Here is a 16666-nt window from a genome sequence, read left to right on the forward strand (position 1 = left end):
ATGAGAATTAAAAGTAAGCATAAAGGTTCGACTTTGGTTTTAACCATAATTTTCATAGCAGTAATGTTTGTGATGTCAGTTGCACTGATTGAAGCTGCAATGTCGTCACTAAAAATTAGCAAGGGGTACTATGCAAAAAACAGGGCATATTACGACGCTGAGAGTGTTTTTGAAAGAGTAGTGTACTATCTTGACATGGTTGCAGACAGGGCAAGAAAAATGGCTGATAACTATGTTTTTATGGAAAGTGGTGTTCTCAATACTCAAAATCCTGATGTTGCAGATATATTGAGAGACTATCAGGAAAGGGAAAATCAATATTATGTTCAGTATATGAATGGACTGATATCAAAAACTGACTATGACAGTGCAGTTGCTGCAATCAATCAGGATTATCAAAAAAAGGTCAAAGAAAAGTTCTTGGAAAAGTTCAAAGAATACATGAACAATTTCTTTACAGCTTCGGGTTCTTCAAACGAAAGACCAGCAATTGAGTTTACTGTATCAGGTGTAACTTATACTGTTGACAATTGGAAAGGTGCTTCTAATGACCTATATTCTTTCATGAAGATGGTTGATTTTAACAATCCTGACGTCGACGTTGAAATAAAATTTGATCCAGCTGTTGATATGAACTTGCATATGTCAACCCTTGACATAGAAAATCCAATTGATGTGAAAATGGAGGTTATTGTTAATCTTTTAAAAGAAAAGACCAAAAGAATTTTGAGAGTAGATTTTAACATCTTTCCTTACAAAAGTAGTGCTTTAAATTTTACAACAAGGATTATAAAAAGGAGTTTTAATCACATACTTGACTATACTCTTTTTGCTGGAAGAAATCTCATTGTAATTAATGATTCGAATTTATTTAGTATAAAAGGTGGCAAGGTATATGTAAGAGGGACAGCAAACGATGTAAGATATTCAAACCCTTCTGAGTACTTTGGCGGAATTTTGGCTGGTATTACACAGACACAGCTTGATAACTTGGCGTCAAGTTCAAGGGTAAATCCAATTGATTCTGCAGTTAAAAGTAGGATAGAGAGTATTATAGGAAGTTCAGGTATTAAAAGTGGTAATATAAAAATTGAGAGTGCTCCTGTTTTTGTGGGTTATACTGATATTAATCCTAATGCTCCTTCAACTCCAGTTGGGTTGAGAGATAAGTATGCACTTTATGGTGGATTTATAAAAACATGTGCGCCAAATTCTCAGGTTGCAGTCACAGATGAGGTATATTGCCATAGCATTGTTACAGAAAATACTGCTGGCAGTTCAGCGATAACTATAAACAAAAATGCATATATAATGGACAACGTATCAATGTACGCACAAAACAGCAATATCGAGATCTCAGGTTCGCTGATAGGACTTGGTACAGGTGACACTCCATACAATTATAACAGCAGTTCTTCCATAGTTATTAATGAAGATACAGCAAAATTGACCATAGGAAGAAATATTGTACTTATGGGTGTTGCATATGTAGATGAAATTCACAGAACTGATGAAACTGGTAAAGAAAAACTTTTCAGAATGCCTGAAAGTTCCTCTTTAATACCAAATTTTACTATTTATCAGTATTTTAATCTTCCTCTGGCTGACCTGACCGACCTTCTTAATACGCTTGGTTTGAATGGAAGTATTGGTGCTTTTACAACTGCTGATTTGTTTGCACCGGATTATTTTAAGCCATTTAAAGTTAAGGTAAGTCCAACTGATGAAGTGGATGTAAATCTTTATGATATGGATGTTCCAACGGTTAGTGGTTTTACTATTTCGCCTGAAGAAAGAGCAATTAACTTTGTTCTGCATTACCTTACAGCACATGTAAAGGACCCCGATGATTTTGATACGCCATATAATATGGGAGCATCAAATATAACTGTTGGTGGTGGAAGCATAAACTTTAATCCGTCCAATCCCCATGATACAAGTTATTTTCATTATTTTTTAAATGCAAACGGGAAACTTTATTTAGCAAGGAAAATACTTAACATTTTAAACGAGGGTGTTATTAACTCAACCATTGGGCCAGCAGGATCTGGTGAATTTATAAACTTGGGAGCTACCATTTCGTCTTCAGACTTCTTAAGACAGGCAGTTGTTGATAACGTGATAGACCCAACTGTGGAGCAGTTTTTCAAAGAACTCAACCTTGTGGACAAGGGATTGTTAGATACAACCAGAGACAAATTTGATCTGACTGATTTTGTTGATTTTGACCAGCTTTTATCTGACAGACTTGTAATTAATGATGATAAGAATCTTATAGTGATTAGCAAAAATGATGTAGAAGAAATTGACTTTGGTCTGCCCAGCTGGAACGGGGTTCCGCTTGGAGATATAGAAAATGTTTTGATTGTTTCAAAAGGAAGCATTGTTCTGAAAAACAGCAGTACAACAGAAAAAAATCTGAAAGGCAATATAATAGCAGGGGGGGATATAGTAATAGCTGGGAATGGTAATCTGAAAATTGAATATAGTCGAGGGGTTTCAAGTCAGCTTATGTATTACTTTAATTATGCAAACTTTAGCAGCATCTCAGACAGGTTAGGACAGCTTTATAATTTCTTCATAAAAGGGATTGATACAAACGACATTATAGAAATACCGTTTGTTACCACATTTTATGAGACTACAGTCAAAACAAATATTAAAATTAAAAGTAAAAGACAGGTTGTTAGTGATTGATGAAAGTGGTATAATTTAAATTAGAAGATATTTGAAATTAGAATAGGATTTTATGGTTTTAAATAAAGTGTTTGCATTGTGAGAAAAAGGAGGGATTAAAATGAAAAGGAGATTTTTAGCGTGGTTCAGTATTGTGCTGATTATAATGACAGTAATAGGAGGATTAGCTTACTTTTCGCCAAAGGCAAAAGCTGGAGATACATCTTCGGTAAGTATCAGTTTAAGTGGAGGACTTGTAAAAAGTAAGAGTTATATTGGAAATGACATTGAAGTAAAGCTCAAACTTACCCCCACAGGGTCAATTAATGTTTCAAGGTCACCTGTTTCTGTTGTGCTTGTTATTGACTCTTCTGGTTCTATGGACAATAATGGAAAGATGACTGCTGCAAAGAATGCTGCGAAAAATCTTATTGACAGTTTCAAAAACTCAGCAAAAAGTGGAGATAAGCTTGGTATAGTAGATTTCGATTCATACGTAAATGATGGTTCGAGTTATTACCTAAAGCAAAATTATTATTATTATTTTAGAACAACATCGTCTACCTCAACGAATACTCTTGTGGATTTAACGAATTCAAATGCTGTCAACAATACAAAATCATTAATTGATAGTATGGTAGCTCAAGGCGGAACAAATATGGAAGCTGCTTTGAACAAAGCAAAGACTCTGCTTGATTCTTCTCCTTCTGGCAATGACAAATATGTAGTATTTATTACTGACGGTATGCCCACATATTACTTAAATGGAACCAGAAATGGATATCCTGTAGTAGATGGACCTGGCTCAGCGCCAAATAACACTACAAAGTCAAAAACTCTTTCAGCTGTGCAGTCACTTTCGCAAAGTGGAGCAAAGCTTTTTGTTGTTGGTGTTGATACAACTGGTGCTGATGTAGATAAAACTTTTATTGAGTTGATGGCAAGCACTGCAAATGGTAAATCATATTATATTTCAACCGCAAACGCTTTAAATACCATTTTGCAGGATATATTTAAGATAATCAACTTAGCAGTAACATATGACAATCTTACAGTTGAATACCCTATTCCGTCAGGACTTACAGTTACTTCTATGCCAGCAGGGTGGAGAATAGAAAATGGCAAATTGATAGGTACATTTAATCCTGTTACCTTTGAGAACGGTGGCGGAACTCCAGCTGCTCAAGAGATTTCGTTTAAGATAACTTCGAACACAGAAGGAATATATAATCTTGGAAAGGCTACTTTAACATTTAGAAAGTATGACACAGTAAATGGTGAAAGCACAGGTAGCTTGGAAGTCAACCTTGGTCAGGTGGAATTTGTAAGGCAGCCTGGAATTAGTGCTACATTTCAGGTAATAGGCAGCGGAAACATATTTGTACCCAACACTCCTTATGATGCTAAGCTTACAATAAGTGCATATGGTAAGTCGCTTGATATTACTACTGTTATTAACAATTTTGCACTTTCGATTAATAATCCTTACGTTACACTGCAAAAGGTTACCACAACAAATCCATCGTTCAATTATGCAGTTGATTCAGGTCCAACACCGACAAGTTTGACTATTGATTACAAGGTCACATTCTTGCGTGAAGGTACGATATCATTTACACCTGTGTTATCGTATAACATAAATAGCACTGCAAATTCAATGAATTTAACACCACTTAATTTCTTTGTTATTGATGCAGCTAATATGATTAAAAGCTTTTCTATCACCAAAAAGATAATTTCGGATAATTCAAGTGCTAATTTGTCGCTTAAAGTTGATGATATGGGCCTTTTCGATTATGATTCTGCTGCAAAAATAAAGATTTATGTTGAAATGAGTCCAACTGATACATTAAATACAAATGTAACATTTCCACTGCAACTTGTTGTTGATACCTCAACAAGAGTATCAAATGGTTTGAGGGTTTTGTCAAAACCTGTAACATTCAAATTAAAGCCTAATTTGACGGCAACAAAAGTTAACTTTAATATCTCCCGCATCGACATTATAAGTAGTGGTGTAACATATACAACTGCATTTGAAAAGAAAATTAACGATGTTGTTGTTAAAAAAGTTACATTAAGATAAGACTAATAAAGAGGCTAACTTTGCAGAGTGTAAAGTTAGCCTCTTACTTTATTTAAAAGACACATAATCAAAAATTTTATAGAACATTCTTCATCTATTTTTTCAGCCCACAGGGAAGCTAATTTTATACTCTCTTCAAATTCTTTTTTATTTCCCAAAAGTAGATGGATATTTGCTATTTCGTAGTATATCTTTGCAAACTCTAAAAACGAAACTGTTTGACTTGCAAGCTTTTCACACATTTTAAGAGTTTCTAGTGCTTTATTAAATTCTTTTTTATGTTTGAGTACCTGTGAATACATTCTAAATGTCTTGATACGGATTAGAAGATTTTTCAGCTGCTCTACCGTTTTCATTGCCTGTTCTATAGCCGTTGTAGCTTGCTCAATGTCATTTTGAAGAAGATGCAGCTTGGTTTTTGCTAAAAGATATTCCAGTTCAACCCTGTTTTCTTTGTTCTCTGACAAGGCGTTTAAAGCCTCATTCAAAAATTCTTCTGCACCTGATAGATTAGATTTTTCAAGCATTGCTTTTGCCATTCCTATCAATGATAGAGCTTTTTCTGGTATGAAATTGAATTTATTTGCCAAATCAAAGCTCTGTGAAAAGAGATTATAACTTTCGATAATATTTCCTTTTTCAAGATATAATTCAGCAATATTTTGAAGAGTTATACACTCTTCGTATACCAATTTCCACTCATGTGCATATGAAAAAGCTTCAGAAAAATTTTCTAATGCCTTTTTTAAAAGACCTTTTTCAAAATAGATAATTCCAATGTTATTTAATAGAATCAACTGTAGGTGACGATTTGATAAAACCTTAGCAAGTTCAAAAGCACTGGTTAAAAATTTCAATGCCTCTGAAGGATTGCCATTTTCATAATTTAGGATGCCAAGGTTTGTCAGAATTTTGGCTTTCAAGAGCAAGTTTTTAGACTTGTTTGCATAATTTAGAGCTTTTTTAAGATAGAGAATAACCTTTTTGGTCTCAGAGGTAAAAGTGTAAAGTGAGTAAGAAACTATATTTAGAATTTGGGCTAAATCTTCAAAGTTATTGCTTTCTTTTAGTGCAGCCTCAAGCTGACTTACCAACATCAGAAGATCAGAACTTCCTGTATAGCTTTTATAAAGACATTGCAGATACAAGACTTTTGTTCTTGCAAAGTTACTTGGCAATAACTTTTTTTGGAGCTCATTTAAAATGACTTCAGCTTTTTTAAAGTTGTTTTGAAGGATAACACACTCGCATATCTCAGTTTCAAGTAAAAACTTTTCTTCATCTGTTTTGGCAAACTGGAAAAGTTTATTATAATGTTGTAAAGCCTTTTCATAGTTGCCAAAAGATTTTTCTAAAGCTGCCAGTTGCTCTAAAGAAGAAACAAAGAGAGAAAGGCAATCAGGGGAATTTTCGGCTTTAATCTCATCAAGCAATTTATAGAGCCATTCTACAGCAAACTTGCCAAGCTGCATCTTTTTATATTGCATTGCCAGCTCAAAAAGATAGTTTGCAGCTCTTAAAACTTCCCCTGCTTCTTTGAAATGGTAATATAGAGTTTCGTAGTAGATTGTCAAATCTTTCTGAGCAATCATTTTTTCAATTGTGGTAGCAATCTTCAGGTGGATCATTCTTTTGGTTTGCTGAGGAATAAAATCAAGGAGGATTTTAACAATTTCTGGTTCGACAAATTCGTAAATTTTATCGGTGAAATTTGAGTTATAAACTGTATCAATGAGCCTTATTAAATTTAACTTTTGCACTTGGCTAAGCAGATAAGTATGTTCAATTTTAGGCTGAAGAATATTAAAAATAATCTTGCTGCTAAATCTGTAGCCATATACAGCTGCAATTTTTAAGTATTCTAATACTTCATCATCAATATTTGAAAGTTTGTCAAGTATAATGTTTCTTCTAATGCTTTCAATATTTTGCTGAGAAAGATTGATTTTAAAAATGCCGTTTGAAAGTGAAAAAAGTTTATTTGTATCTAACCATTTTAACGTTTCTATGAGATAGTCCAATTTTCCTTCAGAGATGTTCATAAGCAGGTGTAAAGATGACTCTTCAACCTCTTTTGCGTTGAATTGAATTTCCACAGCAGTTTTTATTTCTTCATTGGATAATTTTTGTATTTTAAAATGTAACCCTTTTGGAACCTTATGTACTTCTGAGCTTGAGGAGAAGATAAAAAACGGCTTATTTTGTAGTTGTTTTGATAGAAAATCAAGGATAAAATTAAACGATTCTTTGTCTGCAAAATTTATATTATCAATTATTACAACCGCAAATTCAGATTCAAAAATTTTTTTCAGGAAAGATGAAATAACCTCAAAAATTTTGAATTCAATATCTTCTTGGGTCATATAAGAGAGAAACTGCTTGAAATCTTCATTCAAATCTATTTGAAGTACAAGGGAAAGGTAATTGAAACATCTTTCGGCCATTTTATAGTCTTCTTTGAAAAGGTAATCTAAAAAAGATATAAGTCTGTTCTTCTTCAAAATTACAGAATCTTCAAAGTTGACGTTTAATATTTTTAGGATTAGCAGAGATAATAAGTAAAATGGTTTTGAAAAATTATTGTTAGATAAACTTATAAAATAGTATCTCAGATTGCTCCTTTCTAACTTAGAGATTATGTTTTGAAAAATATATCGTTTTCCGCAGCCATCAGGACAAACAATTACCAAAAAATCTGAACTTCTATTAACTATACTATCTATAACATTAGTTGTATATTTAGCCGTTAATGTTTCTACAACTTTGTTGTAATCGACTTGTTTGGACGTATTTATAGGTATATAACACCTCACCATTTGTGATTTATTTTTGACATTCAATTCAATAGGGCCGATATACTCTATATTCTCATATGTTTCTTTATATACGTTTTCGGAAACGTAAATAGTATCTGGGGGTGCTGCTGTTTGAAGACGCTGAGCTGTGTTTACAACATCACCCATGACGGTATAATCTTTTTCAAAAAGTCCACCAATTTTACCCACTGCAACAAGTCCATAGTTTATTCCAATTGAAAGGGATAACTCAACGTTCTTTGTTTTTGAAAATTCTTTTGAGAGCTTTAGCATTTCCAGTGCACACAGAACGCTTCTCAGTGGAGCATCCATCTGGGCGCTTTTTAGCCCAAAAAGGATAAGTGCACAATCACCTATAAATTTATCTACGATTCCATTTAAATTGTAAACTGGTTTTAGAATAAACTCAAAAAATTCATTTATCAACTTTTTGACCTCATCGGGCGATAATTTTTCAGAGAATTTTGTAAAGCCAGAAACGTCGGCAAACATCACAGCAACTTTCTTGAGTTCTTCCGTTCTAAAATATTCTCTTGATTTTGTGATGTAGCTGCCACAATTAGGGCAAAAATTTGCAAAAGAAGGTACAGGGAAAGTGCAATTTTGACAAAACTTATCAAATTTGATACCACATACAACACACTTTTGTGCAAGCTTTTCTTGCAACTTACTTCCGCAATTGAAGCAGAACAATCTCACCACACCTTTTTATTCCATAAATAGAAATAAAAAATATTGCAAAAAAAGAAATAGTGTGAGATAATTTTACTGAAAACACTTATTATCAATTATATCAAAATCAAAAGAATAAAAACAGTAGCATATGTCGACAAAGGCAAACCTGTCGAAAGGCAGGGGCGCAAAGCCATGGGCCTGTCGGAAGCAAATCTTCCTATGGTCGCCAGGCTGCCGAAGCATATGCTAAAGATGTGTTATCTTTGGCATAAAGGCACCTGGCAAGAACAGGTGCCTTTAAGTTTTTATAGGTTTTGTTTGCGGGCAGTATATATAGTGTATTAGCCCGAAAAAAAAGGAGGTGGAAAATTATGAAGCCTCAGGGATTTAAGAAAATTGTCTTAATAGCTATTATAGTGTTGGTATTTTCGCTGATAACAACCTCTGTTGTACTGGCTGAGAACGAAAATCCTGTGCTGTTCAATGGTAGCTTTACAGTTACAAACGAAGGAGGAAAATTCCAGGTAGGTTTTGTTGAGATTGATTTTAAGAAAGATTCGCTACCTGATGGCATAAACTCAATGACGTTCAATGCTCAAATCTATGCAGAAAACGGTGATGTATATATTGAATTTTCACCAGATGCTAAATTCAAAAAAGATGTTCATCTTAAATGTTTAGGATATGAAGGTTACATTTATGACAGGTCTGCGGGGATTAATATTTTTGTAAAGATTAAAAAACAGCAGTTAAAAACAGACCATTTTTCACGCTTTATTTGGGCAAGATAATCCCTCTATCCTCATAACCCCTCGAACTCCTAAAAATAAATTTTGCCCCTCTTATAGCTTTTAAGAGGGGCAACTTTTTTTCTTTTTTTTCTCTTTTTTCATTTTATACATATTTTCGTCCGCTATCTTTATTAAGTCTTCAGCCGTAAAATTTGATTCAGGGGAATATTCAGCAAATCCATAACTTATCTCAATTTTATATGCATGTGAAGACGACATATTAAATTTGGTTATCTTATCTTGAATTCTTGAAAAAACAATATTTGCTTCTTTTAAAGTGGCTTTCGAGAGGACCACAACAAATTCATCTCCGCCGTATCTGAACGCAATGTCATAACTTCTTATACTTTCCTTTAAAATTTGTGAAAAATTTTTCAAAAGTTCATCGCCTGTCTGATGCCCGTATGTATCGTTTACCCATTTCAGGCCGTCAACGTCAACAAAACACACTACAAAATGTGATTCGTTCATTTTTGAAAGCTGAATTTGTTTTTCTAAGTAGACCATTCCTTCATTTCTTGTAAAAAGTCCTGTGAGGCTATCGAGGGTTGCAAATTTTTTGAATTCCTCCTGCTCAATAAGAATATCTTCACTTAGGTTGGCTATTACCTGCTTCATGGAGTTGAATAAGCTTATTAAAGCATAGCGCGTGTTTGCGATATTTTTTTCTATTCGCTGGTAAAGGTGAATTCTTTCAATTAAAAGTGATGCTTGGGATGCCAAAGACAGAACAATTTCTTCATCTTCATTAGTGTAATCGACAATGCTGTAGAGAATATTTTCTGGTGTAAGTTTTATTTCCTTACTCTTCTTTTTATTTACCACTTGAAGAACTCCGATGACATTTCCCTGATAGTCAATCATGGGAACAGCCATGACATTTATTGTTGTATATCCTAATGTTTTGTCAAAAAGTTTAAACTGCTGCAAATGAGAGTTTTGAGAAGATTGTACATTGTTTATTGTAACAGGGATAGCATTTTTTGCAACAAACCCAACAATACTCTTTTCATCTAAAGGAATTTTATAGCCTATAAATTGAAAATCGACAGAGTAGTTTTTTGCAAATGTTATAACAAGGTATTTCTGGCCTTCAAATTCTTTTACAGTGTAAATAGTTCCACCATCACTGTTTGTAATATCAATGCTTTCATTTAATATCATCTCTAAGATTGAATCAACATTCTTTTCACGCGAAATCGCAATGCCTATTTTGCTAAGTTTTCTAATTAGATTTTTAAGTTCTTGGGAAGCTGTACGCTCACTCATGGATTTGCTCCTTCTTTCAAATTTGTATTTGTTCTGGAATCCTGAAACCTAAACTTGAAGCAAGATTAAAGTTAAATTTTATATCAAGATGAATACAAAAAACATAACTTCTCTTTTCTGGTGGGATAAGCTGGGAAAGCTCTGCTAATGAAAGATGAGGGTGGTTTCCATTAAAGTTTTCAGAACATGTATCTTGATACAAAAAGTCAATTTCACCTTTTAAGAATTTGTCAAGTATTAGCTGATTTATGGTTTTTGAATCACCGCTGTAGAAAAAACGAGATTCTCCTGTTTCAATTAGATAGCCAAAACAGGGAATTTCATGAACATGTGCCTGTTCTATAGATATTATCGTAAGCTTCTCTTTATATATAAAGATGTCATTCAATTTCACTAAATCATAAATATCTTTTTCCACGCCCATACTACTTAGCAGAGAAGAAATTAAAGACTCTTCTGGGAAAAAGACTTTAACTTTTTTGTTTAGCTCATAAAAACAGTAAAGAAGTAAATGTCCTAAAGTTGCTACATGGTCTGAATGGGTGTGAGTGATAAGGACATTGATTGTTTTGTATCTTTCAAGTAACTTGAGTTTGTAAAGGTTTGAAAACACACCTTCTCCACAGTCAATTAAAAATAGTTCTGTGTCAAATTCGAAATAAGCAGAAGTATTGTTAAAGTAGGGATTAAAGGCGCTTCCTATTCCTAAAAACTTCAATACAGGTATTTTCATGTTATAATTTCACCTTCGCTTTCTTTAGCTATTTTTTGCAAATAATTGAGTATCTCTTCAATACTTTTTTCTTCGTCAGGTTTTAATTCATAAAAGCTCCAGTGAAATTTTAATGAGGAAGATGGCATATCGTTCAATCGCAATTTTTCAAAAACTTTTCGCTCTATTCTTTTGGCAATCATGCGTGCTTTTATTATGTCAACATTGTGAAGAAAAATTACATATTCGTTTTCATTTACTTTCACAGGTATATCATAAAGTCTTATTTCTGTTGAAATTATCTCATGCAGAACATCTGTAGCCTTTATATCCCCATTTTTTGTTATCAAATATGCTATGCTCATAATTGTTTCGGTGATTTTGGAAAGTTCATATTGTTTTTTAAAAAGTTCTATTCCTTCTTTAAGAGCAAGAAGCTTTTCTTTCTTTTCGGCTTGTAAAGACTCTATGAATTTTTGCTGACCGCTCACTAAAATATCATTTAAAACTGAGATAGACTTTTTTACAGAGTCAAACATATTAGCCAGCATCTTTTGCGTATTGGTAACAGCTGTTTCAATTTTCTCATAAGTTTTAGCTCTGTCAAGAAGAGTACCTACGAAAGAGGAAATTGCCAGTATGAGCTTTATATCTGTTTCAGTGTAGCTAATAGTAAAGAGTGCAGCATTATTTTCGTCTAATTTTATATTTGGTTTTGCTTTCTTATTAATTACCTGCAACACTCCTAAGAGATTGTTACTAAAATCAAATATGGGAGCGGTTATGGTATTGATTGTAATATAATGTAAACTCTTGTCAAAGAATTTGAACTGTCTAAATTCGTGATTTTCAGGCAAATTTAAGGTATCGTTTATTACAACAGGTTTTTGATATACTGCGGCATATCCGCAAAGGCTAATTGGGGAAATAGGCAGGGAATATCCTAAATAGAATTCAAAGTTAACAGACAGATTTTTTGTAGCTCTTATAACAAGTTTTTCTTCTTGGTCTATCGTTTCCTTTAGATAAATTGTTGCACCGTCGCTTCCAGTCAGTTCTATGCAGGCATCAATGCTCATAAGAAGTATTTCATTTATATCTTTTTCAGAAGAGGTAGTAACGATAAAACTACTAAAACGTTCAATTGTATTTTTAAGCTTTGTAATCTGTTCATATACCTCAAGCATGTCAAACTCACCGAGATTTTACTGTTGTGTATATTAAAATTATCTCAAAAATTTGGATAGGTTTCAATGTAAAAAACAAAAATAAAATTTACATAGATTTGTAATAATATCATAATGTGAATTACATAAATATTGGATATAATGTTATTGTGTAAAAAATCATCTCATTTTAGAAAGGGGTTGGAGGAGTGTGAAAGGGTATTGCAAAAAGCTGTTGGCAAGTTTTCTGGTGATAGTTTTTATGATTTCTATTTTTAGCACAATTTCTTTTTCTCAAGAACAATCAAACACAATTTTTTCTGACCTTCCTCAAAATCATTGGGCTTACAATGCGGTGAAATTCATGGTAGAAAGAGGAATTATAACAGGTTATCCGGACAACACATTCAGACCTGACAATCCAGTCACAAGAGCAGAATTTGCAAGGATTATGGTAATAAGTTTGAATCTTCCAATCAAAGTGACAGATAATCCATCCTTTAGAGATGTTCCAAAAGACCACTGGGCATATCCTTATGTAGAAACTGCAAAATATTATTTAACAGGTTTTAGAACTCAAAATGGCGACTACTTTAAACCATCTGATTATGCGGTAAGAGAGGATATGGCAGTTGCTCTTGTAAAAGCAAAGGGACTACAGAATGAAAATGTTGACATGAATATTTTAAACAACTACATTGACAAAGACCAGATATCAAAGAATCTTGTTAAATATGTTGCAATTGCCATTGCAAAAGGTATCATGGTAGGAAGCCCAGTTCCAAATTCTAATCAATATAAATTCGAACCACAAGGAATTCTTACCCGTGCTCAGGCAGCAGTACTATTGTACAACGTTATTAATACTCAATCAACCGAAGAAAAAGTTACCTATGATGATAATTCCTCATCAGGTTCTAATCAGCAATATACTTATCCTGTACCAAATGTTACCGCCTATACAAAGGGGGACAGAGTTGTCCTGATATGGAATAGAATAAATGATAGAAAACTGAAAGGATACGCAGTTGTTATCTCAAAGAACAATAGCCAGCCGGGATATCCGCAAGATGGTTATCTGACTATACTGTCGGACAGAAACGCTAATTATATAGAAATTGGAGTAAATTCAAAGTATAATGGTGGCGACTTTGGAGTTTATGTGAAAAGCGGAGAAGAGTATTATTTCAGTGTTACAGCAATTTATGAAGGGAATGTTTATGTAAAAGGCAATGCTATAAAAATGAGAATGCCAGTTATACCAAATTATTTTGAAAAACCTTCTGTAAAGTATGAATATAGAGACAATAAATTTGTTTTGAGCTGGCAGCCTATAAATGATTCACGACTTGTAGGATATTGGGTTGTGATATCTAAAAAGACAAGTGAACCTAAATATCCAGACAATGGTTATCTTGTTTTTATCAATGACAGAAATACAACCCAGATTGTAATTGACAACACAATTCCTTACAAAGGTGGAGATTTTGGCGAGTATTTAAAAGATGGTGAAGAATATTATTTTAGTGTAACAGCTCAGTATCAAGATAGACTCATCCCTGGGAATAGCATCAAGGCCATTTATTACTCTAATTTAGAGATTGCAAAGTTAAGACCAAAGTTGCAGGCAAAAACAGTAAGATGGTGGGGACAATCGTATATTAACTTAAAATGGGACAAAATAGACAATGATAAGCTTCAAGGGTACAGAGTTGTTGTATCTGATTCAAACCCATCACCTGACTTCAATAAAGACGGTTTGCTTGCAGCAATTTCGGATAGAAACATAACTTCAATAAATGTCAAAGCAAAAGATAAGTATTTGATAAATGGGGAATATAAAGAACTCAAGAAAGGACATTACTATTACTTTACAGTTTATGCCATCTACTCAGATAGAATAGTGGGTGGCAATGTAATTAAAGTAAAGATACCATAAAAAGCCAAAGGAGCAGACAAAATCTTGTGGTCTGCTCCTTAAATTTATTTTTTATTAATCACTACTTTATCTTCTCCAGCTTTTCCTTCACACTTTTCAAGTCCCTGTAAAAATCCTCTCTTTTGCCTGGGTCTCTTAAAAGTGCTGCTGGATGGTATGTAGCCATAATCCAAAAACCACCTTTTTCAAACCACTTCCCCCTGTCTTGGGTGATTTTAAGGTCTTTGCCAAGAATATATTTCATAGCTGTTGCACCAAGACAGACAATTATTTTTGGTGCGATGAGTTTTATCTGGGCTCTCAAAAAAGGCAGGCAGTTTTGAGCTTCAACCTCTGTTGGAACACGGTTGTTTGGAGGTCTACACTTTAGAATGTTGCAGATATAAAAATCTTTTTCTCTTGAAAGCTCCAAAGAGGTCAAAGCCAAGTCTAAAAACTTTCCTGCCCTGCCCACAAAAGGTTTCCCTTGCTTGTCTTCTTCCTCACCAGGAGCTTCACCTACAAACACAAGCTTTGCATTTTTGTTGCCATCACCCACAACAACGTTTGTACGATTTTTGGAAATAGGGCACTTTTCACATGAAAGACACGCACTTTCAAGCTCTTCCCATGTCAGCATATCTTTTCACCACATCTTTGAAGATTTCCAAAGCTTTATCTATGTGAGTTTTTTGAACAATCAAAGGTGGAGCAAATCTTATTACGTTTCCACCTCCGCAACTGCTTGTCAAAAGTCCGGCTAAAGCTAACTCTTTTACAAGTTCTTTCACAGGGAAAGAAAATTCAACACCTATTAAAAGGCCCAAACCTCTGACATCTACCATAAAATCGAATTGTTCTTTTAGCTCAAGAAGCTTTTGTCTTAGGTAATTCCCCATCACATTTACATTTTCAATTATATTTTCTTCTTCAATTATTCTCAACACCTCTAAAGCTGCTCTTGTTGCAAGCAAATTTCCACCAAAGGTTGAGCCATGCTCACCTGGTTCAAATGTAGCAACCTCTTTTTTGCAAAGCATAGCTCCAATCGGCACACCATTTCCAAGCCCTTTTGCAAGAGTAATTATGTCAGGAGTTATATCATACTGCTCAAAACAAAAAAGACTGCCGCACCTACCAATACCTGTTTGAACCTCGTCAATTACAAATAAAAGCCCATGTTCTTTGCAAAGGCTATAAAGCTTTTGTACAAACTCTTTTGAAAGCACCTTTATTCCGCCTTCTGCCTGAACAAGTTCAATCATAACCGCTGCTGTTTTGTCATCTATAGCACTTTTTATCTTTTCAATGTCTGCCTCAACGTTTATAAATCCTTCTGGCATTGGCTCAAATGGCTTTTGATACTTCTTTTGACCTGTTGCAGCGGTTGTTGCAAGTGTTCTTCCATGGAATGAATTTTCAAGTGTAATTATTTTATATTTAGAAAGCCCTTTTTTATAAAAATAATTTCTCACAAGCTTTATGGCAGCCTCGTTCGCCTCAGCGCCGGAGTTACAGAAAAATACCTTGTCAAATTTAGAAACTTCAGCAAGTTTTTTTGCCAAAAGTGCTTGAGGTTCAATGTAAAACAGGCTTGATGTGTGTATGAGCCTTTCAATCTGAGCCTTTAAAGCAGCCACAAATTTTGGATGACTGTGCCCTAAATTGCACACAGAAATTCCAGAGATAAAATCAAGATACTCTTTGTTTTGGCTGTCATAAAGAATACACCCTTCTCCTCTTTCAAAAGCAAGTGGTATCCGACTGCCAAACACGTTGACATAGTACTGTGAATCATAAGAGATTATTTCATCTATGTTCATAATTTTGCTCCCTCACTAAAAATTTTTTAATAATTATACATCAATATTTATATTTATTCAACTTCAGCTGACTTTTTGCCTTTGAAGATTTTATAGACAACATAACCCACAATTGCAGCAATTATTAAGGCTAATATGAGATAGTCAAAGCCTTTTAAATGCTCTTCAATTGACTTCCAGTTATCGCCAAGTTTTTTACCAAGATAGACAAAAAGCAAACACCAAGGAAATGACCCAAGGATTGTGTAGATACAAAACTTTACAAAGTTCATCTTTGCAATACCAGCAGGAAGCGAGATAAATGTCCTTATGACAGGCAGAAGCCTGCTCAAAAATATAGTAATTTCCCCTCTTTTTTGAAAAAATTTTTCTGCTCTTTCAAAGTCGTGCTTTGAGATAAAAAAGTATTTGCCGTACTTGAGTATAAATGGTCTTCCGCCAAAGTACCCTACTACATAGGCTATTATGGAGCCGGCAAGACCTCCTAAGGTAGCAACAATAGTCATGGAAAGCACGCTTCCAATTCCTTTGTATGCGAGGTATCCACCAAGCGGCAGGATGACCTCAGAGGGTATTGGAATGCAGGCAGACTCAAGCGTCATCCCTATGAATATGCCTAAGTGGCCAAACTGAGAGAGGTATTCAGCAATTGATATAAATATCTGTTTTATAAACTCCATTTTTTATTCCTCCAGAATTCTTTCATATAGTATTTTGAATCTAAATATCATGTA

The 16666-nt window shown here is 34.0% G+C and carries 11 protein-coding genes and 1 riboswitch; of the genes, 4 read left to right on the top strand and 7 right to left on the bottom strand.

Features of this window, described 5'->3' with window-relative positions:
* Together OTK01_RS04390 and OTK01_RS04395 are read left to right on the top strand one after the other, a co-directional pair.
* A complete protein-coding gene (locus tag OTK01_RS04390; protein ID WP_029227950.1) occupies positions 1 to 2697 on the top strand; it encodes a pilus assembly PilX N-terminal domain-containing protein in 2697 nt (898 codons plus the stop codon).
* 100 nt (positions 2698 to 2797) lie between these two features.
* Complete coding sequence (locus OTK01_RS04395; protein WP_029227949.1) at positions 2798 to 4762, top strand: vWA domain-containing protein; 1965 nt, start codon at positions 2798 to 2800, stop codon at positions 4760 to 4762.
* A 35-nt stretch (positions 4763 to 4797) separates the two neighbouring features.
* On the opposite strand, the gene OTK01_RS04400 is transcribed toward OTK01_RS04395, so the two are convergent.
* Positions 4798 to 8277: an adenylate/guanylate cyclase domain-containing protein gene (locus OTK01_RS04400; RefSeq protein ID WP_232841652.1), complete on the bottom strand. Its 3480-nt coding sequence runs from the start codon at positions 8275 to 8277 to the stop codon at positions 4798 to 4800.
* Positions 8278 to 8402: 125 nt separating this feature from the next.
* A riboswitch (cyclic di-GMP riboswitch) is annotated at positions 8403 to 8492 on the top strand.
* A 132-nt stretch (positions 8493 to 8624) separates the two neighbouring features.
* Between OTK01_RS04400 and OTK01_RS04405 the strand changes: the two genes are divergently transcribed.
* Complete coding sequence (locus tag OTK01_RS04405; protein ID WP_029227947.1) at positions 8625 to 9044, top strand: hypothetical protein; 420 nt, start codon at positions 8625 to 8627, stop codon at positions 9042 to 9044.
* A 60-nt stretch (positions 9045 to 9104) separates the two neighbouring features.
* Here the strand turns inward: OTK01_RS04405 and OTK01_RS04410 are convergent, their stop codons facing one another.
* From OTK01_RS04410 to OTK01_RS04420, 3 genes are read right to left on the bottom strand one after another with little or no spacing between them, the layout of a single operon-like run.
* On the bottom strand, positions 9105 to 10313 hold the full coding sequence (locus tag OTK01_RS04410) for a sensor domain-containing diguanylate cyclase (RefSeq protein WP_029227946.1): 1209 nt from the start codon (positions 10311 to 10313) through the stop codon (positions 9105 to 9107).
* 16 nt (positions 10314 to 10329) lie between these two features.
* Positions 10330 to 11046 carry an MBL fold metallo-hydrolase gene (locus OTK01_RS04415; RefSeq protein ID WP_029227945.1) on the bottom strand — a complete coding sequence of 239 codons (717 nt, stop codon included), beginning with the start codon at positions 11044 to 11046 and terminating at the stop codon, positions 10330 to 10332.
* Positions 11043 to 12212, bottom strand: coding sequence for a GAF domain-containing protein (locus tag OTK01_RS04420; protein ID WP_029227944.1), 1170 nt, complete (start codon positions 12210 to 12212; stop codon positions 11043 to 11045). The genes OTK01_RS04415 and OTK01_RS04420 overlap by 4 nt, the downstream gene beginning before the upstream one ends.
* Positions 12213 to 12402: 190 nt before the next feature.
* On the opposite strand from OTK01_RS04420, the gene OTK01_RS04425 reads away from it, so the two are divergent.
* Complete coding sequence (locus OTK01_RS04425) at positions 12403 to 14130, top strand: S-layer homology domain-containing protein (protein WP_029227943.1); 1728 nt, start codon at positions 12403 to 12405, stop codon at positions 14128 to 14130.
* 61 nt (positions 14131 to 14191) lie between these two features.
* Here OTK01_RS04425 and OTK01_RS04430 read toward each other — a convergent pair whose 3' ends face one another.
* Genes OTK01_RS04430 through OTK01_RS04440 form a run of 3 tightly spaced genes read right to left on the bottom strand, consistent with a single transcriptional unit; the run spans position 14192 to position 16612 of the window.
* The gene (locus OTK01_RS04430; RefSeq protein WP_013432179.1) at positions 14192 to 14749 is read right to left on the bottom strand and encodes a uracil-DNA glycosylase; all 558 of its coding nucleotides are present in this window, start codon (positions 14747 to 14749) and stop codon (positions 14192 to 14194) included.
* Positions 14727 to 15932: an aspartate aminotransferase family protein gene (locus OTK01_RS04435; protein WP_029227942.1), complete on the bottom strand. Its 1206-nt coding sequence runs from the start codon at positions 15930 to 15932 to the stop codon at positions 14727 to 14729. The genes OTK01_RS04430 and OTK01_RS04435 overlap by 23 nt, the downstream gene beginning before the upstream one ends.
* A 53-nt stretch (positions 15933 to 15985) precedes the next feature.
* A complete protein-coding gene (locus tag OTK01_RS04440; RefSeq protein WP_029227941.1) occupies positions 15986 to 16612 on the bottom strand; it encodes a DedA family protein in 627 nt (208 codons plus the stop codon).
* Between the last annotated feature and the right edge of the window lie 54 nt (positions 16613 to 16666).

This window comes from Caldicellulosiruptor acetigenus, from assembly GCF_026914305.1.
Lineage (GTDB): Bacteria > Bacillota > Thermoanaerobacteria > Caldicellulosiruptorales > Caldicellulosiruptoraceae > Caldicellulosiruptor > Caldicellulosiruptor acetigenus.